The 19776-nt window shown below is 73.5% G+C and carries 23 protein-coding genes; 6 read left to right on the forward strand and 17 right to left on the reverse strand.

Annotated elements, in window-relative coordinates:
- Positions 1-85: 85 nt before the first annotated feature.
- The gene (locus HK417_RS10815; RefSeq protein WP_222266224.1) at positions 86-742 is read left to right on the forward strand and encodes a hypothetical protein; all 657 of its coding nucleotides are present in this window, start codon (positions 86-88) and stop codon (positions 740-742) included.
- A gap of 66 nt (positions 743-808) precedes the next feature.
- Here HK417_RS10815 and msrB read toward each other — a convergent pair whose 3' ends face one another.
- Entirely contained in the window at positions 809-1228 is a 420-nt protein-coding gene (msrB, locus tag HK417_RS10820; protein WP_222266225.1) for a peptide-methionine (R)-S-oxide reductase MsrB, read from the reverse strand.
- A gap of 19 nt (positions 1229-1247) precedes the next feature.
- The gene (locus tag HK417_RS10825; protein ID WP_222266226.1) at positions 1248-3344 is read right to left on the reverse strand and encodes an ExeM/NucH family extracellular endonuclease; all 2097 of its coding nucleotides are present in this window, start codon (positions 3342-3344) and stop codon (positions 1248-1250) included.
- Positions 3345-3522: 178 nt separating this feature from the next.
- On the opposite strand from HK417_RS10825, the gene HK417_RS10830 reads away from it, so the two are divergent.
- On the forward strand, positions 3523-3981 hold the full coding sequence (locus tag HK417_RS10830) for a hypothetical protein (protein WP_222266227.1): 459 nt from the start codon (positions 3523-3525) through the stop codon (positions 3979-3981).
- A gap of 89 nt (positions 3982-4070) precedes the next feature.
- On the opposite strand, the gene HK417_RS10835 is transcribed toward HK417_RS10830, so the two are convergent.
- The 4 genes from HK417_RS10835 to HK417_RS10850 all read right to left on the reverse strand — a co-directional run bounded on the left by HK417_RS10835 (position 4071) and on the right by HK417_RS10850 (position 6114).
- Positions 4071-4274 (reverse strand): cold-shock protein, encoded by a 204-nt coding sequence (locus HK417_RS10835; RefSeq protein WP_075015009.1) that lies wholly within the window; start codon positions 4272-4274, stop codon positions 4071-4073.
- A 129-nt stretch (positions 4275-4403) separates the two neighbouring features.
- Positions 4404-4829 (reverse strand): hypothetical protein, encoded by a 426-nt coding sequence (locus HK417_RS10840; protein ID WP_222266228.1) that lies wholly within the window; start codon positions 4827-4829, stop codon positions 4404-4406.
- A 116-nt stretch (positions 4830-4945) separates the two neighbouring features.
- Positions 4946-5218, reverse strand: a complete 273-nt coding sequence (locus tag HK417_RS10845; protein WP_308123510.1) for a YciI family protein — start codon at positions 5216-5218, stop codon at positions 4946-4948.
- Complete coding sequence (locus HK417_RS10850) at positions 5215-6114, reverse strand: LysR family transcriptional regulator (RefSeq protein WP_222266229.1); 900 nt, start codon at positions 6112-6114, stop codon at positions 5215-5217. The genes HK417_RS10845 and HK417_RS10850 overlap by 4 nt, the downstream gene beginning before the upstream one ends.
- A gap of 68 nt (positions 6115-6182) precedes the next feature.
- Here HK417_RS10850 and HK417_RS10855 point away from each other — a divergent pair, with 68 nt between their 5' ends.
- Together HK417_RS10855 and HK417_RS10860 are read left to right on the forward strand one after the other, a co-directional pair.
- Positions 6183-7082: an EamA family transporter gene (locus tag HK417_RS10855; protein WP_222266230.1), complete on the forward strand. Its 900-nt coding sequence runs from the start codon at positions 6183-6185 to the stop codon at positions 7080-7082.
- Positions 7083-7137: 55 nt separating this feature from the next.
- Positions 7138-7908, forward strand: a complete 771-nt coding sequence (locus tag HK417_RS10860) for a polyphosphate kinase 2 family protein (RefSeq protein ID WP_222266231.1) — start codon at positions 7138-7140, stop codon at positions 7906-7908.
- A 2-nt stretch (positions 7909-7910) separates the two neighbouring features.
- Here HK417_RS10860 and HK417_RS10865 read toward each other — a convergent pair whose 3' ends face one another.
- From HK417_RS10865 to HK417_RS10890, 6 genes are all read right to left on the reverse strand, one after another.
- Positions 7911-8459, reverse strand: a complete 549-nt coding sequence (locus tag HK417_RS10865; RefSeq protein ID WP_222266232.1) for a hypothetical protein — start codon at positions 8457-8459, stop codon at positions 7911-7913.
- A 17-nt stretch (positions 8460-8476) separates the two neighbouring features.
- Positions 8477-9754 (reverse strand): PP2C family protein-serine/threonine phosphatase, encoded by a 1278-nt coding sequence (locus HK417_RS10870; RefSeq protein WP_222266233.1) that lies wholly within the window; start codon positions 9752-9754, stop codon positions 8477-8479.
- Between the two features lie 349 nt (positions 9755-10103).
- Entirely contained in the window at positions 10104-10457 is a 354-nt protein-coding gene (locus HK417_RS10875; RefSeq protein ID WP_222266234.1) for a hypothetical protein, read from the reverse strand.
- Between the two features lie 13 nt (positions 10458-10470).
- The gene (locus tag HK417_RS10880; protein WP_222266235.1) at positions 10471-11247 is read right to left on the reverse strand and encodes a GAF and ANTAR domain-containing protein; all 777 of its coding nucleotides are present in this window, start codon (positions 11245-11247) and stop codon (positions 10471-10473) included.
- Positions 11244-12074 (reverse strand): GAF and ANTAR domain-containing protein, encoded by an 831-nt coding sequence (locus tag HK417_RS10885; RefSeq protein WP_308123511.1) that lies wholly within the window; start codon positions 12072-12074, stop codon positions 11244-11246. The genes HK417_RS10880 and HK417_RS10885 overlap by 4 nt, the downstream gene beginning before the upstream one ends.
- Positions 12075-12288: 214 nt before the next feature.
- Positions 12289-12924 carry an alpha/beta fold hydrolase gene (locus tag HK417_RS10890; RefSeq protein WP_222266237.1) on the reverse strand — a complete coding sequence of 212 codons (636 nt, stop codon included), beginning with the start codon at positions 12922-12924 and terminating at the stop codon, positions 12289-12291.
- Between the two features lie 132 nt (positions 12925-13056).
- Here HK417_RS10890 and HK417_RS25310 point away from each other — a divergent pair, with 132 nt between their 5' ends.
- On the forward strand, positions 13057-13182 hold the full coding sequence (locus HK417_RS25310; protein WP_261326333.1) for a hypothetical protein: 126 nt from the start codon (positions 13057-13059) through the stop codon (positions 13180-13182).
- 78 nt (positions 13183-13260) lie between these two features.
- Here HK417_RS25310 and HK417_RS10895 read toward each other — a convergent pair whose 3' ends face one another.
- Positions 13261-16050, reverse strand: a complete 2790-nt coding sequence (locus HK417_RS10895; protein WP_222266238.1) for a helix-turn-helix transcriptional regulator — start codon at positions 16048-16050, stop codon at positions 13261-13263.
- A gap of 441 nt (positions 16051-16491) precedes the next feature.
- Between HK417_RS10895 and HK417_RS25315 the strand changes: the two genes are divergently transcribed.
- Positions 16492-16626, forward strand: coding sequence for a hypothetical protein (locus HK417_RS25315; RefSeq protein ID WP_261326334.1), 135 nt, complete (start codon positions 16492-16494; stop codon positions 16624-16626).
- Positions 16627-17459: 833 nt separating this feature from the next.
- Here HK417_RS25315 and HK417_RS10900 read toward each other — a convergent pair.
- From HK417_RS10900 to HK417_RS10915, 4 genes are all read right to left on the reverse strand, one after another.
- Positions 17460-17801 carry a zinc-binding dehydrogenase gene (locus HK417_RS10900; RefSeq protein ID WP_222266239.1) on the reverse strand — a complete coding sequence of 114 codons (342 nt, stop codon included), beginning with the start codon at positions 17799-17801 and terminating at the stop codon, positions 17460-17462.
- Complete coding sequence (locus HK417_RS10905) at positions 17779-17949, reverse strand: hypothetical protein (protein WP_222266240.1); 171 nt, start codon at positions 17947-17949, stop codon at positions 17779-17781. The genes HK417_RS10900 and HK417_RS10905 overlap by 23 nt, the downstream gene beginning before the upstream one ends.
- An 86-nt stretch (positions 17950-18035) precedes the next feature.
- On the reverse strand, positions 18036-18362 hold the full coding sequence (locus HK417_RS10910) for an alcohol dehydrogenase catalytic domain-containing protein (protein WP_261326335.1): 327 nt from the start codon (positions 18360-18362) through the stop codon (positions 18036-18038).
- A 166-nt stretch (positions 18363-18528) separates the two neighbouring features.
- Entirely contained in the window at positions 18529-19746 is a 1218-nt protein-coding gene (locus HK417_RS10915) for a cytochrome P450 (RefSeq protein WP_222266242.1), read from the reverse strand.
- Positions 19747-19776 lie beyond the last annotated feature (30 nt).

The following is a 19776-nucleotide window of genomic DNA, read 5'->3' on the forward strand; positions in this document are numbered from 1 at the left end:
GCGGGCCCTGGGTGCCCGGGACGCCGGCCCGAGACGGTCTTCCCAGCGCGGCACACCGGGTGCCGCACCCGCCGTGGAGGCCCCGATGTCCCTGAGCACCACTCCCGCCCCCGCCCGCACCGACGTCCGCCGCGACCGCGGCGAGCACCGGGCCGCCGAGTACCGCCCGCTGAGCAGCCGCGCCGTCCGGGCCGCCGGGACCGCGGTGGCGACCGGCTCCGCGCTGTGGGCCGGCAGCCTCCTGGCCTTCGGGGCCAACCCGGCCGGCGGCTGGCAGGCGACGGCCTACAACGTCTCGTCGCTGCTGTTCCAGCTCGGCCTGGTCGGGCTGGTCTCCGTCCAGCTGCGCACCGGCGCGACGGGCACCGGGCGGCTGGCCCGGTTCTTCCTGCACGCCGAGCACGTGCTCCTGGGGCTGGCCATCGTCTCGACGCTCGCCTGGATCATCGCCTTCGATCAGCGGGAGGCGGGCTGGTCCCTGCTGCTCGACGTCTTCTGGCCGCTGTCGATGCTGGGCATGGCCGCGATCGGGATCCGGATCGCCATCGCCGGCCGGTGGCGGGGGGCCGCCCGGGTGTGGCCGCTGATCGCGGAGAGCTGGGCGCCGGTCGTCGTCCCGCTCAACGCCGTCCTCGGCGCCACCGTCGGGGGCATCGCCGGCGCCGCGCACCTGCTGGTGGGGTACGTGGCCCTCGGGATCGTGCTCGCCGCCAGCCCTCAGCTGACCGGGGCGCGCGATTGACCCACCCCGCTGCACACGACGGCGCCCCCGCCCCCTGACCCAGGGCGGGGGCGCCGTCGTGTGGGCTCAGCCCTCGGCGGGGGTGAGGGTGATGCTCACCGAGTTGATGCAGTAGCGGTCGCCGGTCGGCGTCTGGGGTGCGTCGGCGAAGACGTGGCCCAGGTGGCTGTGGCAGCTGCCGCACAGGACCTCGGTGCGCAGCATCCCGTGGCTCCTGTCCTCGCGGAGCACCACGTTGTCCTCGGTCGAGGGCTCGTAGAAGGACGGCCAGCCGCAGTGCGAGTCGAACTTGGTGTCGGAGCGGAACAGCTCGGCGCCGCAGGCCCGGCAGGCGTAGACGCCGACGGTCTTGGTGTCGACGTACTCCCCGGTCCAGGGCCGCTCAGTGCCGGCCTGGCGGAGGACGGCGTACTCCTCCGGGGAGAGCTGGGCGCGCCATTCCTCGTCGCTCTTGACGACCTTCGGCTGGGAGGCGGATGTGGTCATGCACCCACCGTACGGCGGCTCACGGACCGTCCGGCGTGAACCACCCGATCAGCCGCTCCAGCAGCTCGGCGACGAGTGGGCGCACCTCGAAGCCCGTGCTCGCCGACTCACCGGAGGTGCCGCGGAGCTCCACCTGCTGCCCGCCGGCCGGCAGGGTCGCGGGCACCGTCACGGCGATCGCGACGCGGCCGTGCGCGTCGGCCGTGCCGCTGCCCAGCAGCCCCTGGTTCCGGGACGGCAGCGAGGCGGTCACCTGCTCGCCGGCGAGGAACCCGGTGCCGGTCACCGTCACGCGGTCGCCGCGGAAGGGCGTGGCGTCGCTGATCGTCGCGGCCGCGTCGATGTCGATGCCGACCAGCGTCGGGTTGTGGTCGCTGGCCCGGTACGGGCCCCGGGAGTACAGCCGCTGGTCGCCGTCGTACTGGTAGGCGGAGGACTCCGACGCGTTGACGTCCCAGACCGCGTGCCCGGTGACCTTCGCTGCCAGCGACGGCGAGGCGAAGATGTGGTCCAGTGACCCGGACCCGCCGTCGAAGACGTAGCTGTGCTGGTCCGGGGCCACGAGCTCGGTCCAGCCGGCCGCGGTGACCACGTCGATCGGGTCCTCGTGCCGGTAGGCGTTGAAGTCGCCGGTGAGGAGGAGGTCGGGGTCCCCGGCGGCGCTGGCCCGCTCGGCGGCGAAGGCGACCAGGGCCTGCGCCTGGGCGACCCGGTCGCCGTTGCAGTTCCCGTTCCCGCCGGCGGCGGGGTCGTCGCTGCCGGCGCCGCACGCGCTGCCCTTGGACTTCAGGTGGTTGGCGATGACGGTGAACAGGTCCCCGCCGGCTGAGAAGGTCTGCGCGATGGGGGAGCGGGCGTTGGCGAAGGCCGACAGGTCCGCGGGTACCGCCGGGTCGCCCACCGGCACGACGCGGTCGGCGCGGTACACGATCGCGTTGGTGATCACGTCGGTGTCCTCGTGCGCGCGCACGTACCGCCAGTCGTGCCCGTCGGCGTCCTCAAGGGCCGCGAGCAGGGTCTCCACCGCGCGGTACGGGGTGGCGGGGGTGAGGACGGCGGAGTTCTCGATCTCGTGCAGCGTGAGGACGTCGGCGTCCAGGGCGGTGATCGACCGGACGATCTTGGCCTCCTGCCGGGCCAGCTCGTCGGCGTCCTCCGCGCCGCGGGCGAGGTCCCCGAACTCGCTCGGGAAGTCGACGAAGTAGTTGAGCACGTTGAAGTCGCCGACCACGAGGTCGCCGCCGACCGCCGGGGGCTCCGCGGGGCGGGCGTTGACGGCGGGGAACGTCGTCCCCGCCGCCGTCCCGTCGGCCGGCTGCAGCCGCCACGCGCCGTGACCCCAGCCGAGCACGACCGGTTCCAGGTCGACCGCGTCCCCGACCCGCACCGGGTCGTCCAGGGTCAGGTGCGGTGGTGCGGCGCGGGTCGTGGTGAGGTTCGCCGTCCGGGCGTCGTCCAGCAGGATGGAGCGGGTCTCGTTCTCCGCGGCGACCGCCGCGGCGGCCGGTCCCGGCTCGGCCGCCTCGGTCGGCGCGAGCAACCGGCCGCCGGAGGACAGCAGCAGCTCACCGAAGCGGTCCAGCGCGACGAGCCCGGTCACGGTGAGCGGGGACGACGGCGCGACCAGCATGCCCTCCAGGGCCTCGCGCTCGGCGTCCCCGGAGGGCATCGGCAGGGACGCGGGCGCGGGCAGCTCCGCCGTTCCGCAGCCGGCCACCTCGGGGTCGGTGAGCTCGGTGAGGCCGTCGAACTCCGCGACGGTGCCGCGCACCACCACCTCGTCCCCGAGAGCGAGGTCCCCGCCGGCCCCGTACACGAAGACGGCGTCGGAGGTGGCGGGTGTGCCGTCCCCGCCGTCCTGCACGAAGACGCCGTCGAACCCGCCGTCCTGCAGGTCGCCGACCACGGTGCCGGCGACGGTGACCTGCTGGCCGACCACCGGGCTGGCCGCGTCGCTGCCCTGCACCGAGCCGATCGACCGCACGGCCACCGTGCAGGACTCGTCCACCGGCGCGGCGCCGACGGGGAAGGCGGTGACGCCGGCCGCGAGCGCGGCGACGGCCACGGCCACGGTCAGGCCGGGGACGGCGACGCGGAGGGCTCGGCGCTCGGACACGGATCTCCTCGAACTGCGGGCGAGGTGGCCGGGGCCTCGATCCTGGCAGCGCTCTGCGCAGTGGGCGGTGAACATACGGTAACGGTGTGCGCCGGTCCGGGGTCCGGCCGCGGCGGCGCTGCTCGTACCGTGGTCGCGGCGCGGCGTTTCCGCGCCGCCGTTCACGCCGGAAGGACCCATGACCGTTCCCCAGCCGCTGCCCGACGTCTGGTTCACCCGCGACCTGCCCGTGCTCCGGGCGATCGTCCGACTCGTCGACGAGCCGGCCACCGGCAGTGCCCCGTACCTCGGGGCGGTGGTGCCGGCCAGCGGGCTGCCCAAGCCCCAGGTGGTCTCGGCGGCCAAGGCCCTGGTCGACGCGGGCCTGGTCGAGGCCCTCACCAACTACGCCGGGGAGATCGTCCGGTTCACCGCGGTCTCCGGGGAGGCCCGGCGGCTCGCCGGGCTGTGGCCGACCCCGCAGGGGGAGTGGGACCGGCTGCTCGAGCAGCTGGAGGCGCGGGCCACCTCCGCGCTGAGCGAGACGGAGCGGACGCGGTGGCGGGCCCTCGCCGACGCCGCCGCGGCGATCGGGCCGGACGACGGCGCGCTGCTGATGTCCGCGCTGATCGGTGGCTACGTGCCCCGCGCCCGCTGACCCCGGACGAGACAGCGCCCCCGCCGGGAGATCCGGACGGGGGCGCTGTCGGTGGTCGGGAGGCTGGGGTCAGCCATCCGCTCCGAGGGTCAGAGCGGGGTGACGTTCGCCGCCTGCGGGCCCTTCTGGCCCTGCTCGACGTCGAACGAGATGCGCTGGCCCTCGTCGAGCGAGCGGTACCCGCTGGACTGGATGGCCGAGTAGTGGACGAAGACGTCGGGGCCGCCCCCGTCAGGGGTGGCGAAGCCGAACCCCTTCTCGGCGTTGAACCACTTCACTGTTCCTTCGGGCATTGCTCGCTCCTAGCTGAGGTCGTGCATCGGGGTCCTGCCAGTGCGCAGGGCCTTCCCGACGACCAGAACCCTAGCGGCTCGGAGCGCTCCGTGGTCAAGCAGGGACCGACGAGTTCGCAGCCGGGCGGGTCAGAGCAGCCGGCCGTCGTCCTCGGGGAACGCGTGCACCGTCCGCGCACCGGGCCGCCCGTAGGCGTTGCCGACGGCGCTCTGCGGATGCCCGACCCCGGGGAGGGAGGGGGTGGCGGCGGGCAGCGCCCAGCGCGCCGGCCGCCAGGACCGGACGCCGATCGGCTCCTGCTCGGCCGCCCACTGCTCGCGGGCCAGCCGGGCCTGCTCCGCCTCGCGGGTGAGCACCCAGCGGTGCCACCGGTGGCCCAGCACGTCCAGGCCGACCAGGACGGCGACCAGCACGGCGACGGTGAGCATGGCGTCGGTGACCGCGGCCGCCACGTCCAGGGCGGTGACCTCCGGCCAGCTGACCGCCGTCAGCTGGTGGCCGACGACCTCGAGGACGACGTACAGCACGCCGTACACCGTGAGCGTTGCCCTCATCTGCTCTCCTCCGCCGGAACCCGTCCCCGTTCCCAACGACAGGACCGGTACCGAGGAAGAGCCCGCTGTCACCCCAGCGGCCTTCGAGCACCCGAAGGGGTGAGCCCCTGCCGCGCTCAGCCGGTGAGGACCTCGTTCCACGGCCGGACCGTCCACTCGGCCACCACGCCGTGCACCACGAACGGGTCCCCGGCGACGAACTCCTCCGCGGCCTCCCGGGTGATGAACACGCCCATGGCGTCGCCGTTCATCGGCTCGTCGAACGTGCCCACCATCAGCAGCACGCCGCGGTCGTGGAACTCGTGCAGCCGGGCGACGTGGGCCGCGCCGTGCTGCTGGGCCAGCGGGAGGAAGTCCTCGACCGCCCGGTACCTCATCACGTACTTCACGCCGGGGATCGTGGCGGAGACGGCCGGCGCGCGGCAGGACTCCGGCCGCGGCCGTAGAGCTCGGTCAGCAGTTGCACCGCCGCCGTCGTCGCCGGGTGCGGGTCGTCGCGCCACCAGGCCAGCCGGACGGCGGCCGGCTCGGCGTCCCGGATGGGCCGGTACACCACACCCGGCCGGGGGTACTGCGCGGCGGTCCCCTCCGTGGTCACGCCGATGCACCGGCCGGTGGCGATGACGGTCAGCCAGTCGTCGACGTCCGTGGTGTGCTCGACCGCCGGGCGGCTCCCCTCCGGCCACAGCTCCGGCGTCGTCGACCCGGTGCGCGGGTCCACCACCAGCACGCGCCTGCTGAGCTCGGCGAGCCGCAGCGACCGGCGGCGCGCCCACGGGTCGTCGGCGGCCACGGCGCACAACCGGGGCTCCAGCCCGACCAGGGTGCTGTCGAAGCGGTGGGCGTCGGGCGCGACCCGGACCACCGCCAGGTCGCAGGCGCCCTCGGCCAGCCCGGCGGTGGGGGAGTTGACCCGCACGAGCTTCAGTGCCGTCCCCGGGTGCGCGGCCGCCCAGCGGCGCTGGAAGTCCACGGTGTGTCGGCCGATGGCCGACCAGGCGTGGCCGATCCGCAGCAGGGTCCCCGTCCCGGCGGTGTCGCGGGCCAGGTCCTCAGCGTCGGCCAGCAGCCGGCGGACGCGGGGCACTGCCCGCTGACCGGCGGAGGTGAGGCTGGTCCCGCGGGCGGAACGGCGCAGCAGGCGGACCCCCAGCTCCCGCTCGAGCGATGCGAGCGTGCGGGAGACGGCCGGCTGGGAGACCCCGAGCGCGGCCGCCGCGTCGGTGAGGCTGCCGGTGTCGACGATCGCCACGAAGCAGCGCAGCTGACGCAGCTCGAGATCCATGCGCTCAGCGTATGGCTTTCGTGTCGTATGCATTTTGCGCAAGACGCCGCGCGGTGCAGGGTGCGGGCGTGGACACCGCAGCGGCAGTCGTCGAGGAGGTCCGCGCCCCAGCGGTGGCCGTGCCGGGCGCCGCCTGGGCCGGCGTGCTGATGATGACCGCCAGCGCGCTGTCCAACCAGGTCGGCGCGGCGGTGGGTGCGCTGGCCTTCCCCGCGATCGGGGCGGTGGGGGTAGTCGCGGTGCGGCAGTGGGTCGCCGGGGCGGCGTTGACCGCCGTCGCCCGTCCCCGGCCGTGGCGGTTCACCGCCCGGCAGTGGCGGCCGGTGCTCCTGCTCGTGGTCGTGTTCGCCGTCATGAACCTGTCGCTGTACTCGGCGGTCGACCGGGTCGGTCTGGGGCTCGCGGTGACGCTGGAGTTCCTCGGGCCGCTCGCGCTGTCGCTCCTCGCGGCACGGGGGGCGGTGCCGCTGCTCTGCGCCCTCGGGGCCGCCGGGGGTGTCGTCGTCCTCACCCGGCCGCAGCCGACCACCGACTACGCCGGCATCGCCCTCGGGCTGCTGGCCGCCGCCTGCTGGGCGGCCTACATCCTGGTCAACCGGAGCCTCGGCGAGCGCGTGCCCGGTCGGGCCGGCCCGGCCACGGCGGCGGGGATCTCCGCGCTCGCGTTCCTGCCGGTCGGTGCGGTCGTGCTGGCGCAGCACCCGCCGTCCCCGGTCACGCTGGCCTGTGCCGTGGCGGCCGGGCTGCTGGCCTCCGCCGTCCCGATGGTGGTCGACCTGGCCGCGCTGCGCCGGGTGCCCACCGGCGCCTACGGGGTGTTCATGAGCGTCAACCCGGTCCTCGCCGCGGTCGTCGGGCTGGTCGTGCTGGACGAGACGCTGTCCTGGGACGCCTGGCTGGGCATCGCCGCGATCGTCGTCGCGAACGCGGTCGGCCAGGTGGCCGGGCGGCGCACCGGCGGACGCTGAGCCCGGAGCACGTCGCCGACGCGCGCTCCGGGGCGCCGCCTGCCAGGCTCGCCGCATGGGCCGCCTGGACGAGGTCGATCTCAGCTCCCGCCTGGACAAGAAGGCGGCCAAGGAGCAGCTGGCGGCAGCCCAGCAGCGGCTGGTGCACCTGCGGCTGCTGCTCGGTGGGCAGATCGGGCCCGGGGAGATCGGGCCGCCGCTGTGCGTGGTGTTCGAGGGCTGGGACGCGTCGGGCAAGGGCGGGGTGATCAAACGCCTGGTCGACCACCTCGACCCCCGGCACGTGCGGGTCGCCCAGTTCGCCGCCCCCACGCACGACGAGAAGCGGCACCACTTCCTGTGGCGGTTCTGGCCGGTGCTGCCGGGCTGGGGCGGGATGGCCGTGCTCGACCGGTCCTGGTACGGGCGGGTGCTGGTCGAACGCGTGGAGGGTTTCGCGCCGGAGGAGGCGTGGCGGCGCGCGTACGGCGAGATCGTCGACCTCGAGACGACGCTCGCCGCGGAGGGCACGATCCTGGTCAAGTTCTGGATGCACGTGTCGCCGGAGGAGCAGCTCCGCCGGTTCGAGTCCCGGCGCGAGGACCCCTACCGCGCCTGGAAGCTGACCGACGAGGACTGGCGCAACCGGGAGAAGCGGGCCGACTACGAGGCGGCGGTCGAGGAGATGCTCGAGCGCACGGACACGACGACCGCTCCCTGGCACGTGGTCGCCGGTGACGACAAGCGGACCGCGCGGGTCACCGTCGTCCGCACGGTGTGCCAGGCGGTCGAGCGCGCGTTGGAGGCACGCGGCATCGACCCCGACCCGCCGCTGTCGCAGGACTGACCTCAGCCGGGTCGCCGCGACCACCACGCGGTCAGCCGGCGGAACGTCGGTGGTGGCGGCGGGGGGACGGCGGTGCGCTCGGCCGGGGTGCGGGCCCGCCGGCGGCGCAGCTCCAGGGCCAGGCTCTCCTGGCCGCGGTCCATCGCCCAGCGGTGGTTGGCCTCGAAGACCGGTCGCAGCAGCCAGCCCAGCCGGCGCAGCAGCGGCTTGGCGGCGTGGACCCGCCAGTCGTAGGTGATCTCCACCTCGGGGCCGTCCTGCCGGAAGGTCCACCGGCCGGTGCCCACGAGGTCGCCGTCGGCGGACAGCGCGAAGCCCGTCTCGCTGACCGGTTCGGTGAGCCGCAGGGTCCAGCGGAGGGTGTAGGGGAGCCAGCCGGTGGTCCACAGCTCGGCGGCCTCCCGGTCGGCCCGGGTCTGCCGGGCGGCGTCCAGGTAGACCGCGGGCCACCAGCGGGTGAGTGCGGCGCCGTCGCCGAGCACGTCCGCCACCTCGGCGACCGTGCCAGCCACCCGCCAGACGGTCACGAAGTGGTACCGGTCCGACCGCACGGGAGAGGACCCTCCGGTCATCGGCCCGGCGGGTCGGCGACGCCGGGGCGAGCGGCCGAGGCGAGCGCCGCGTCGGCACCGTTCTCGCTGTCCGTGCGGCGCTGGGGTCCGCCGTACCAGTCCAGGCACACCATGGTGGCGTCGTCGCGGAGATCTCCTCCGGTCGCGTGCATCACGGCCGCGCCCAGCTCGTGGACCACCTCCCGGGGGTGCAGGTCCTGGGTGGCGACGAGGGCGGCCGCCACGTCGAGGGAGCCTGCGTTGCGTTCCTGCATCCCGTCGGTGAGGAGGACGATCCGGTCCCCGGGGTCGAGGGAGAGGCGCTGCAGCCGGAACGACTTCCGCGGCACCACCCCGAACGGCGGTTCGATGCCCAGCTCGATCTCCTCCGCCCGGCCATGGCGCAGCCGGAACGGAAAAGGATGACCGGCGTTGACGACCGCGGCCGTGCGGGTCGCGAGATCGATCCGGACGAGCTGTCCCGTGACGAACTGACCCGCCGGCGCGTTGTCGGCCAGGGCGTCGTTGGCGTACCTGGCCTGCGCACCGAGGTCCAGTCCTTTCCGCCGGGCGTTGCGCAACCCCCCGACGAACAACGTGGCCAGCAGGGCAGCGTCGACCTCATGGCCGACGGCATCGGTGATCGACACGTGGAGCGAGTCGCGGTTGAGCGTGTAGTCGAAGGTGTCGCCGCCCACCGAGGCGGCGGGTTCCAGCCAGCCGGCGAGGGTGAACTGCCCTGCCTCACAGGTGTAGGCGGCCGGGAGGAGGCGACGCTGGATCTCGGCGGCCAGGGAGAACGGCGTGGTGCGCTGTCCCCACTCGAACACGTCGGTGTACCGGCGGGCGGCGATGACGACGTAGGCGAGGGCATGGGCGGCGCCGGCGATGTCTGCGATCACCCTCGCGGAGGGGTGGGTCGGCAGGACGAGTTCCAGCAGTCCGATCGCGTCCCCCCGGTCCGTGACCGGAACGGTCAACCGCGCCCCGTCGGCGAGGGCCTGCACGTCGACCTCCTGCGTCCGCAGCACGCGCTCGTACACGGTGCCGTGCAGCGTCACCGTCTCCGCATGGGCGCCCTCCTGCGTCCGTGCTCCCTCGGTGCGGGATGCCGTCGACGTGAGACGGACGACGGCGCGACCGCTGAAGTCGGCGATCAGGAAGGTGAGCTCACGCGCCCCGGTCATCCCCGCGAGCGCCTCGGCCGCGGCCTCCACTGCCTGGATCGGCGCCGTTCCCTCGATCCGGTCGAGCAGCGTGCCGACGTCCAAGCCGGTGGCGGGCGTGGTCGGCATGGGCAGACTCTAGGCGGCGCGTCCGCGGCTGCCCCATGCGCGCGAGCAACCCGCCCCGGGCGTCGCAGGGAGCAGAGGACTGCCGCCGGTCGCGCTCGACCTGGGTCGTGGGCACACTCGCCGGATGCGGCGGTGGCGGGCGATCCCGGGGGAGCTCCCGGTCCCGCGTGGCGGGGAGTCCGGTGTCGTCCATGACCGGCTGGGCCCGTGGCCGCCCCGCGGTCTGGGGTGCGGACGGTCACGCAGGCGCAGCCGACGTGTCGGCCGTCGCCCCGACCGGGTGAGACCGCGGCGGACGACCGCGCGCCCACCTCGCCACCCCGGCAGCGGGGGCACGACCGCGCCGCGCTCAGGTGGGGTCGGCAGCGGGCGGCTCGGAACCGGTCCGGGGATCCGGTGGCCGGCCGTCGAGGAACGCGTCGATGATCCGGCTGAGCCGCTCGTCGCCGGCGTGGTCGAGCGCAGGCGACGACAGCGAGATGCGGTAGGAGCGGTAGCCGTCCTCCAGGGCCTCGTTGAGGGTCTGGGCGAGGACGTCCTGCTGGAAGGCCTCCAGCGGCACCAGTCCCTGCAGGAAGCCGTCGACGTCGAAGGCGTCCCCCGTGCCACCGAGAGCCACGTAGCGCAGCCACAGGTCCTGCACGGAGAGCTCCGCGCGGACCCGGGCGGCGTCCATGCGCCGGTGTCGCTCATCGCTGGTCATGGTCACCGATCGGTCAGCCGCTGGCAGGACGGGCGTTGCGGGCGGCCACCGCCGACACGAGGGCGCGGGCCACGTCCAGCACGGGGCGGTCGGACTTCCGCGCGGCGGTGGCGAGGGTGTCGAACGCCTCCTGCTCGCTGGCCGCGCCCTGGGCGAGCAGCACACCGGTGGCCCGCGCGACGGCGTCCCGGCTGGCCAGTGCCTCGGTCAGCTGCCGGCTGAGCCGGCGGGCCTCCTGCAGGCTCTGGGAATTGGCCAGCAGGATCGCGGCCTGTGCGGCGAGCAGGCGCATGATGTGCTCGTCGTGCGGGCCGTAGTTCATTGGGCGCTCGCAGTAGACCTTCATCGCGCCGATCGACTCGTTCCCCACCAGCAGCGGTGCGCTCAGCACCGAGCGCACGCCCAGCAGGCTGACCGCCTCGTTCCACCGCGGCCAGCGGCCGTCGGTGGTGGTGTCGTCGATCCGCACCACCTCCCCGGTGCGCCAGGCGGTCAGGCAGGGCCCTTCGTCGAACTCGTACTGCAGGGCGTCGGCCTCCTCGGTGGCGGAGTTCGACGCGGCGCGGGAGCGTGTGCCGTGCTCGTCGACGACGGTGACCGCGGCTCCCAGCGTGCCCGCGGTGGCGGTCGCAGCGAGGCTGGTCACCAGCTGCAGGGCGGTGTCGACGGTCTCCCGGGACAGCACCAGCCCGGCCATCTGGCTCAGGGCCGTGCCCAGGTCCACCGGAGGGACCGGGGTCAGCTGCTCGGCGTGGGCCGGTGTGGGGTTGCCGGCGGCGGGGTCGGTCATCCGGGGTGCCTCCAGCGCGGGTCGCGCTCCTCGGGGTGGCGGGTGGCTCTGCTCACCACGGGGCCGATGCGGTCAGGCCGCCGGGTGTCCACTTGCCGGTCCGAGGGCGTGGAGGTCAGCTCGCCGGTGAGCACCAGGTCCTCGGCGACGTCGCGCACCTTGCGGTTGGTGCGCATCGAGGCGTCGGCCAGCAGCCGGAAGGACTGGTCGGCGGTCAGCTTGTGCCGCTCCATCAGGATACCTTTGGCCTGCTCGATGACCGACCGGAACTCCATGGCCCTCCTCAGGTTCTCCGCGAGGTCCCGCGCGTCCTGAAGGGCGTCCATGTTGGTCAGCGCGGCCCCGGCGTAGGTGGCGAACTCGACCAGCGCGGACCGGTCGCCGTCGGTGAAGGCCTGTGCCGTGCGCGCGTAGACGTTCAGCGCCGCCGTCAGGTGCGCTGCGGGCACCGGCGCGGCGAGCGCGCTGAGCGCCCCTCGTGCGAGGAGGGTCGGCACGTACTCGGGCCACCGGTCCTCGCTGCGGGCGTCGGTGATCTCGGTGGTCAGGCCGCCGACCGCGGCCTCCAGGCAGGGGCCGCAGCCCCGTTCGTACTGGGTCTCGTCGAGCTCCTCGGCCAGTCGGCCGGTGAAGGCCGCGGTGGTCGGGTGCTCCCCGCGCACCAGCGTGATCGACACCTCGACGCCCGCCGGCATGGCCTGCTGGACCAGGTCGACGATCCGCTGCAGCACCGACGGCGTGGTGTGCTCGGACAGCAGCAGCCGGCCGAGTTCGTCCAGCGCCGCTCGCGTGCGCGGCAGGCTCGAAGGGTTCGCGGGATCGGTCACCCGCCTGGTCCTCTCGGCTCGTCCCGGCCGGCCGCGGGAGCGCGCTCCGCCCGGCACGGGCGGAGCCCACCCCTGGCTCAGGTGGCACGGTCGACGAGCGCCGCCGGTCACCCTGCTGTCGCGCAATGCCCGGCGGGGCACGATCAACGGTACGCGGCCTTCCGGGCGGTGGTGCGCCTCCTCGGCGACCCTGGTGTGCTCGGCCGAGCGCCGGTCACCTGGACTCGGGCTGGCTGAGGAACGCCACCACCGCATCCGCGACCGTGTCCAGGTCGCGGGCGTCGGGCAGGTGGTAGGCGCCCTCCAGCGCCACGAACCGCGCGTCCGGCAACCCGGCGGCGAGCTGCTGCCCGCCCCGGAACGGGATGAGTCGGTCGGCCCGGTAGTGCAGCACCAGCGCGGGCGCACGCACCTGCGACAGCTGCGCGGAGACGTCCGCGGAGTAGACGGCGGCGAGGTAGTCGGCCGCCGTCGTCGGGTCGGCCGAGTCGCGCAGGACGCCGGCGAGGAGGCGCGATGCCTCGTCGCCGGCTCCGGGTCGGAAGAGCCCGGCGAGCATGGTCGTGCCGAGGCGCGGGTGGGAGCGTACGAGTCCGACGGCGGCGTCCCGCAGCTCTGTGCTCGGAAAGGTCGCCGGTCCGTCGGCGTAGGTGCCCATCAACACCAGGCGGTGGACGAGATCCGGGCGGCGCGCGGCCAGCGCGATGGCGATCGGCCCGGCCTGGGAGATCTCGAGGACCGACGCGCGGCCGGTGTGCTCGAGCACGGCCTCCAGCTCGGCGGTGCTGGCATCGAGCCCGTGGTCGGGTACGGCCGGGCCGCGGGAGAGGCCGGTGCGGCCGATCCTCATCGCCGACCGGTGGGGCAGCCGTCCAGTGGTGTCCGCTCGGTGGCGTGTGAGGAGATGGCTGCAACGATCGCCGACTGCACCGGACGCTGACCACGGGCCGCCTGCCTCACCGCACGACCGGAGCGTTCAGCCATGGACGACATCTACGACCTGCTGGTGATCGGCGGGGGTCCGGCGGGGAAGGTCGCGGCCGAGCTGCGGCGTCCTTCGGTCGCCGGGTCCCGGTGGTCGAGCGGAGCAACTCCGGCGGGGTGGTGACGACCACCACCACCGCGGCCACACCGCGCTCAGCGGTCGCCCCCGGCCAGCCGCGTCACCAACCTCAGGGCAGTACACCTAGCGGCCGGAGACGGCGAACGCTCCGTGGACGCCGGCGGCGTCGTCGACGATGCGGCGGGCGAGCTGGGTGCGAGAGGTCACCCCGAGCTTTCGGAAGACCTTGCGCAGGTGGTACTCCACGGTGCTCGGGCTGATGAACAGCTGGGCGGCGATGTCCCGGTTGGCGTCTCCTCTGCTCACCAGAGCGGCGATGTGCGCCTCCTGCGGGGTGAGCTTCTCCGGGGCACCGGGCTCGCGCCGCTGAGCGCGCTCGCCCGTGGCCCTCAGCTCGGCGCCCGCCCGTTCGGCGAAGGCCGCCAGGCCCATGCGGTCGAACATGTCGTGTGCCGTGCGCAGCTGCTCACGTGCTTCCCGCCGTTGCCGTTGTCGGCGCAGCCACTCGCCGAAGAGGAGGTGGGTCCGCGCGAGCTGAGGAGCCAGCGACGTGCGGCTGATCAGGTCGAGTCCCTCCAGGTACTGCTCCCGGGCCTCCCCCGGGGCGGCCAGCAGCGCCCGAGAGCGGGCGAGCAGCCCCAGGGCCAGGGCGGTGCCGGTCGCGGTGGCGCGTTCCTCCAGTCGCTCGAGCGCACGCTCCGCCAGGTCTCGCTGGTCGGCGCGGACGGCGGCCTCCACGAGGTCGGGCAGCGCCTGGGTGCCCACGAGCGGCGTGTCATCGATGTATGCCGGTTCCAGGCATGCCACGGCGGGGCCGTAGTTGCCGAGACTGATCTCTAGTACGCCCGTGAAGTACGCGGCCATGGCCATCTCGCCGGCGGCGCCTCTGGCGGGGGCCTCCAGTGCGACGGCGGCCGCAGTTGCCCGCGTCTCCGCCTCGCTGCCGCTCATGGCGAGGGTGAGCAGCGTGTGGGCACCCGTGGGAGGCACGATGCCGGGGTTGTGGGTCGCCACGGCAAGCTCGTGTGCCTCGTCCTCGGCGGCCCGGGCCGCGGCCAGTCGCCCGGCGGGCCCGTCGACGACGGCGCTGCGGAAGGCGAGTGCGGCCGCCAGCTTGGTCAGCGCGCCCCTCCCGCGGGCCTGGTTGATCCAGTCGGTGGTCAGACGCTCCACCGATGAGTCGTCCAGCAGATCGCTGGCGATGATGGCGGCCAGCATGAGCCGCCGGAGGGCGGCATCGGGATCCACGTCTTCTGCCTGGAACGCCTGGACCGCTTGCTGCAACATCGGCACGGCCTTCGCGTAACCCTCTGTCACCCGCGCGGTGCAACCCTGCAGCAGCAGGTTGGCGGCCGAGTCCGGCGGGTCTGCCGTGGACAGCAGGCCGCGGGCCGTCCGGGTGATGCCGTGCAGGAGCGTGGTGTTGCGTGCCCACCCGGCGAACACGGCGGCCTCCAGCGCGGAGAGCAGCGCATCCCGCGCGGCGGTCGGGTCGAGCGGCCGCAGGCGTTCAGCCGCGTCGACGAGCGCGGAGGCAGACTCGAACACATACCCGGTCGCGAACTCGATCTCGCCCTGCAGTCGAGTGGCCTGGGCGGTGTACCAGGTGTCCTGAAGTCCGGGTCGCGCCTCGGCGAGCATGGAGCGCGCCGGCTCGAGGGCCCCCGCGAGCAGGTGAGCGTCCGCCGCCGCCAGCCGCCGTCCGGCCCGCCGCTGCCTGCCAGGGGTCAGCACCGCCGCCCGCTCCAGAAGCATCGCGGCGGCGGCGTAGCCCCCACGATTGCCGGCGCGTTCGGCAGCGGTCTGCAACTCGGCCGCGGCTCGTTCGTCCGGACCGGCCGCGGCCGCGGACAGATGCCAGGCGCGGGCATCGGCGTCGAGGTCGGGGTCGCAGGCCTCCGCCAACACCCGATGGGCCTGCCGGCGCTGGGCTGGGGTCGCGGCGTGATAGACCGCCGAGCGCACCAGCGGGCGGGTGAACCGCACGTCCGGCCAGAAGGTCACCAGGCCAGCGGCCTCGGCGGGCGCCGCAGCGGACCCCGGGATGCAGAGCGCGGCGGCCGCCTCCCACAGCCGAGCCCCCCGGCCCGGCCGGTCCGCTGCGGCCAGCAGCAACAGTGTCTGCGTGACGTCGGGCAGGTCTCGCACGCGCCGCACGAACAACCGGTCGAGAAGGGGCCCCACCGGCAGCGGCTCGGGCAGCGGCTCGCGACCTTCCAGCTGGTCGTCTGTCAGCTCGCGGGCGGACTCCACGATGGCGAGCGGGTTGCCACCAGTCTCGGCGACGACCCGCTCGGCCACGCGCGCGTCGATCGGCCGGCCGGTCGAGGTCTTGAGCAGCTCGTGGGCGTCCGGCGCCGGCAACCCCGTGATCCGAAGGCTCGGCAGGGCCTGCAGGCGTGCGCTCGGTTCCGTGGTCTCGCGGATGGCGAACACCATGCCGACACGGTCGGCGAGCAGCCGGCGTGCCGCGAAACTGAGGATGTCGGCGGACTCCTCGTCCAGCCACTGTGCGTCGTCGATCACGCACAGGACCGGCCGTTCCTCAGCGGCGTCGGACAGCAGGGTCAACACGGCCAGGCCGACCAGGAACGGATCGATCCGCCCACCGCTCATCGATCCGAAGGCGACCCCGAGCGCCCGCCGCTGCGGCTCGGGTAGTCGGTCCATCAGCCCTTGGAGAGGCAGGAGCAACTGGTGGACGGCGGCGAAGCCGAGGCTCTGCTCCGACTCGACCGCCGCCGTGCGGACGATGCGCAGCTCGGCGGCGCTCGCGACGGCGTACTCCAGCAGCGCCGACTTCCCGACACCCGGCTCACCCCGCAATACCAGCACCCTGCTCATGCCGGCGCGCACGCTGTCGAGCAGCTCGTGCACCGCCTGCTTCTCGGCGCGGCGGTCGATCAACCGCATACGTCGAAGGTAGTGCAGGGCCGTCCACGTGCGGCAGGCCGTCGTCGCGGTGAGCACACCGCACCGGTCAGGCGCGGCCCCGGACCGAAGGCTCCCGGACGCCGACGACCGCGACGACGCTCTTCGCCGGCGGGTCACCGACCGACCGGCGTCTGGTCGTCGCGTGCCGCGGTCCTCCTGGGGAGCGTTGGCCGCTCCGTCGCGTAGGCCCTGATGGCCAGGGTGGCGAGGGCTCCTGCAAGCTGGCGACGCAACGGCGCCGGAAGAGCGTGCGGGGGCTGAGCGCCCTGGCAGGGCCTGAAGCAGCGGAGAGGACGGCGGGTCAGCAGGGCGGATTCCGTCCCATCGGTCCCATGTGTCCTATAGATCCGTTTCACGGGTGGGCAGCCGAGAACGTCGGAGGGGCGTGGTCAGTTGAGCCGCCGGGCGCAACCTTGCGCGATGGCAGAGAAGTACGGCAAGACCAAGGTCGCTGACGACTTCGTGATCTCGGACCACGCGGTGGGCATCACGCTCCACGGGTCAGGGTTGGCTCGGCAAGCTGATCGACCCCTCGCGCGTGATCGGTTCCTGTGATGCGGAGCTGATCAACGTAGCTCCCTAACGGCGCCCGTGCGACCAGCTGGTCGGGGCAGCTCGACGGGCCGTCCGGCTGCGATGCCCGCGGCGAGTTCCTGTAGTGCCGGGGAGACAGGCGCACGCCCAGCGGCGAGAGGGAGTTGCCGCAGCACACGCTGCACCTGCGCGGTGGGCCGGTCTCGCTGGTCACGGGGGAGCGCACGAAGCACAGCCTGGGCGTAGCCGCGTCACTGTTGTTTCGCCTGGCGGCCCAGGCTGGCGCGCCGCGTTCCCTGTTGGCTGCGGGGCATCGCTGTACGGGCCCGGCCGGGCGTGCCGCCCGTCCCGACAAGCGAGGTCAACCCCCGCTACAGCGAGGGTAGGCGCGCAGCTCAGCCGGACTGCCCGGTGATCACCCGACACGGCCACCGCCCCCGCCGGGCACCGTGGCGGGCGGACTTCGGGCCGGAGTGGAGTCGCCTCCCGATCGCCCGGTGAGGCCGCCGAGAGGGAAGCTCGACGGGTGCTGCGCGAGGACGCAAGGCCGGACGGCAGGAGATGCGAGAGGCTCGCTCGGCCAAGCTCAAACAGGAGCTCGGCCTGGAGGACGACGAGTAGGTCGTCGTCGAACCGTTCCCGGCGCTCGCGCCGTCTTGCCCCGTTCAGCCCCTGCACCTGGGCTGGTTCGCACGCCCCGCCATGCCGCGCTTCTGCGTCCGCAGTGGTTCATCTGGACGGCCACGTGGTCGGCGCCGGTGTCGAGGCGCTCGCCCACGCGGGCGAGGATCGATCCATGATCATCCTGTCCTGGTGCCTCGGAGACAGGCCCCGGCCGCCTTGATGACGGGTGCTCACGCGTTGGGGGTGATGACCGCGCGTCCCTGGATCTTGCCGGCGTGCAGGAGCTGGTAGGCCTCGCCGGCGCATTCCAAGGGGAAGTGCTCGACCAGCATCTTGATCTTCTGCTGCTGGGCAAGGGTGATCACTTGCAGGAGCTCGGGGATGGAGCCCCAGTAGGGCGAGGCGACCGAACACTCGTGCGGCGGGCTCGAGATGTTGACGGGTAGGGCCCCGCCGCCGAGACCGACGATGGTCAGGTGGCCAAGCACCCGGGCCACCTGAGCCGCCATCCGCAGGGTCGCGTCAACGCCGACCATGTCCAGCACGAGCTCAGCGCCCTGCCCCCGGGTCATGTCCTTGATGCGCGTGACCGCCTCCTCGCCGGACAGCAGCCCCCTCGTCCGCGCCCAGGCGCTTGGCGGTCTCCAGCTTGTCGGCGGCGGTGTCCACGGCGGCGACGGTGGTCGCCGCCGTGAGCGCGCGCAGAATCTGGATGGCCATCTGGCCCAGACCGCCCGCCCCGATCACCACCGCGGTCGAGCCCGGCCCCAGCAGGTGCAGCGACCGCTTGACGGCGTGATAGCTGGTCAGCCCCGCGTCGCTGAGCGGGCGGCCTCGCGGGGATCGAGGGTGCCCAGCGGAATCAGGAAGCGCGTCGCCGGGACGAGCATGTACGGAGCCATCCCGCCATCGGGTCCAGCCAAGCCGCCGCCGAGGCCGCCGGAGACCTCGCAGTAGTTCTCCATGCCCACCCGGCAGCTCGCGCAGGTTCCGCAGCCCCAGGGGCCGTAGACCATCACGGGGTCCCCGGGCGCGAACCCGGTCGCGCCCGGCCCCAGCTTCTCCACCCACCCCGCGTTCTCGTGGCCGAGCGTGAGCGGCAGCTTGGGCAGCCGCTCCGCGGGCGCCTCCATGAGATGAAGGTCCGAGTGGCAGGCGCCCGCACCCCCGACCTTCACCAGGGCCTGCCCCCCGGCCCGGGCTCGGGCACCGGCACCTCGCGCAGCTCCGCCGGCTTCTGCGCTTCGACGATCTGGAATGCTCGCATTGCTGATCTTCTTTGGTCCCTTCTTCGGACGCTCATTCGCGGATTCCGTCGATGTCGACCCAGACGTGGCGCGGGCCGCGGAAGATCTGGTTGCGGCGATACGGCGGAGGGTCCTCGACCAGCCGCGGGTTTTCCACGCGGCGGACGAACTCGCCGACCGCGATTTGGACCTCCAGCCGCGCGAGCGGGGCACCGAAGCAGTAGTGGATGCCCTGGCTGTAGCCGACGTGCTGATTGTCGGGGCGCTCGAGGTCGAGCTTGTCGGGGTTCTCGAACCGCTCCGAGTCGCGGTTCGCCGAGCCGTAGCACAGGAAGATCGGCGCGCCCTTCGGGATGGTGGTGCCGGCGATCTCGACGTCCTCGAGGGCCGAGCGGGTGGGCCACAACTGGACCGACGACTCGAAGCGCAGGAACTCCTCGATCCCGGGCACGATGAGTTCGGGCCGGCGGCGCAGTTTCTCGAGCTGGTCGGGGTGCCGCAGCAGGGACATCACGCTGTGGGCGATCAGGTTGACCGTCGTCTCATGCCCGGCGAAGAGCATGAGCATCGCGTTGTTGACGAGCGACTCCTGGGACAGCGGCCCCTCCGGGCCGTCGTCGTTGGCCATTCCCGACAACATGCCCGGGCCGGGCTGCTTGCGGTACTGGCCGATCAGGTCACCCAGGTACTGCCTCAGTGCGGTCACCGCGTCGGGAACCGCCGCTGCGCGGCGCTGCTGCTCCGGGTCGTTCGCCTCCGGGCCGAAGTCCAGCCCGTCCAGGGCTGTCTCGATCCAGCCGTGAAAGCTCGGGATGGCCTCCAGGGGCACGCCCAGGACCTTGCAGATGACGGTCACCGGCCCCGGGAAGGCGAACTCGTCGACGAGGTCGATCCGGGTCTTGCCCGTCAAGTTGTCCAGGAGCTCGCCGAAGATGCGGCGGATCTCCGGCTCGAAGCCGGCGATCATGTGGGGACACTCGGGCGGCCCGAAATGCCGCATCATCCGGCGTCGATCCACATCGTGCTCGGGCGGGTCCGTGGTGATGACCGTCCCCTCGAAGGGGTTGCTGAACGGCACCCCGCGCTTCCTCCCATCCGAGGTGACCCGGGTGTCGTGCAGCAGCTGGACGACCTCTTGATAGGTGCTGACGACATAATTGCCGTCCGGCTGCGGCGCCACCGGGGTCTTCCGCAGCTCCTCGTAGAACGGGTACGGATTGGCGCGGTTGGCGTAGCGGAGGGCCTGCTGCCACGGGGTTTCCTCGGCCATGATGCTCTTCTTCCTGTCGGTGCTGTCCGG

Origin of the sequence: Modestobacter marinus (genome assembly GCF_019799945.1) — a bacterium.
Lineage (GTDB): Bacteria > Actinomycetota > Actinomycetes > Mycobacteriales > Geodermatophilaceae > Modestobacter > Modestobacter marinus_B.

What these genes read in the sequence shown, in the direction of transcription:
- HK417_RS10815 (WP_222266224.1), top strand. Translation starts at nt 86, where the DNA reads ATGTCCCTGAGCACCACTCCCGCCCCCGCCCGCACCGACGTCCGCCGC.
- msrB (WP_222266225.1), bottom strand. Translation starts at nt 1,228, where the DNA reads ATGACCACATCCGCCTCCCAGCCGAAGGTCGTCAAGAGCGACGAGGAA.
- HK417_RS10830 (WP_222266227.1), top strand. Translation starts at nt 3,523, where the DNA reads ATGACCGTTCCCCAGCCGCTGCCCGACGTCTGGTTCACCCGCGACCTG.
- HK417_RS10835 (WP_075015009.1), bottom strand. Translation starts at nt 4,274, where the DNA reads ATGCCCGAAGGAACAGTGAAGTGGTTCAACGCCGAGAAGGGGTTCGGC.
- HK417_RS10840 (WP_222266228.1), bottom strand. Translation starts at nt 4,829, where the DNA reads ATGAGGGCAACGCTCACGGTGTACGGCGTGCTGTACGTCGTCCTCGAG.
- HK417_RS10850 (WP_222266229.1), bottom strand. Translation starts at nt 6,114, where the DNA reads ATGGATCTCGAGCTGCGTCAGCTGCGCTGCTTCGTGGCGATCGTCGAC.
- HK417_RS10860 (WP_222266231.1), top strand. Translation starts at nt 7,138, where the DNA reads ATGGGCCGCCTGGACGAGGTCGATCTCAGCTCCCGCCTGGACAAGAAG.
- HK417_RS10870 (WP_222266233.1), bottom strand. Translation starts at nt 9,754, where the DNA reads ATGCCGACCACGCCCGCCACCGGCTTGGACGTCGGCACGCTGCTCGAC.
- HK417_RS10875 (WP_222266234.1), bottom strand. Translation starts at nt 10,457, where the DNA reads ATGACCAGCGATGAGCGACACCGGCGCATGGACGCCGCCCGGGTCCGC.
- HK417_RS10880 (WP_222266235.1), bottom strand. Translation starts at nt 11,247, where the DNA reads ATGACCGACCCCGCCGCCGGCAACCCCACACCGGCCCACGCCGAGCAG.
- HK417_RS10890 (WP_222266237.1), bottom strand. Translation starts at nt 12,924, where the DNA reads ATGAGGATCGGCCGCACCGGCCTCTCCCGCGGCCCGGCCGTACCCGAC.
- HK417_RS25310 (WP_261326333.1), top strand. Translation starts at nt 13,057, where the DNA reads ATGGACGACATCTACGACCTGCTGGTGATCGGCGGGGGTCCGGCGGGG.
- HK417_RS10895 (WP_222266238.1), bottom strand. Translation starts at nt 16,050, where the DNA reads ATGCGGTTGATCGACCGCCGCGCCGAGAAGCAGGCGGTGCACGAGCTG.
- HK417_RS25315 (WP_261326334.1), top strand. Translation starts at nt 16,492, where the DNA reads ATGGCAGAGAAGTACGGCAAGACCAAGGTCGCTGACGACTTCGTGATC.
- HK417_RS10900 (WP_222266239.1), bottom strand. Translation starts at nt 17,801, where the DNA reads ATGACCCGGGGGCAGGGCGCTGAGCTCGTGCTGGACATGGTCGGCGTT.
- HK417_RS10905 (WP_222266240.1), bottom strand. Translation starts at nt 17,949, where the DNA reads ATGGCCATCCAGATTCTGCGCGCGCTCACGGCGGCGACCACCGTCGCC.
- HK417_RS10910 (WP_261326335.1), bottom strand. Translation starts at nt 18,362, where the DNA reads ATGGAGGCGCCCGCGGAGCGGCTGCCCAAGCTGCCGCTCACGCTCGGC.
- HK417_RS10915 (WP_222266242.1), bottom strand. Translation starts at nt 19,746, where the DNA reads ATGGCCGAGGAAACCCCGTGGCAGCAGGCCCTCCGCTACGCCAACCGC.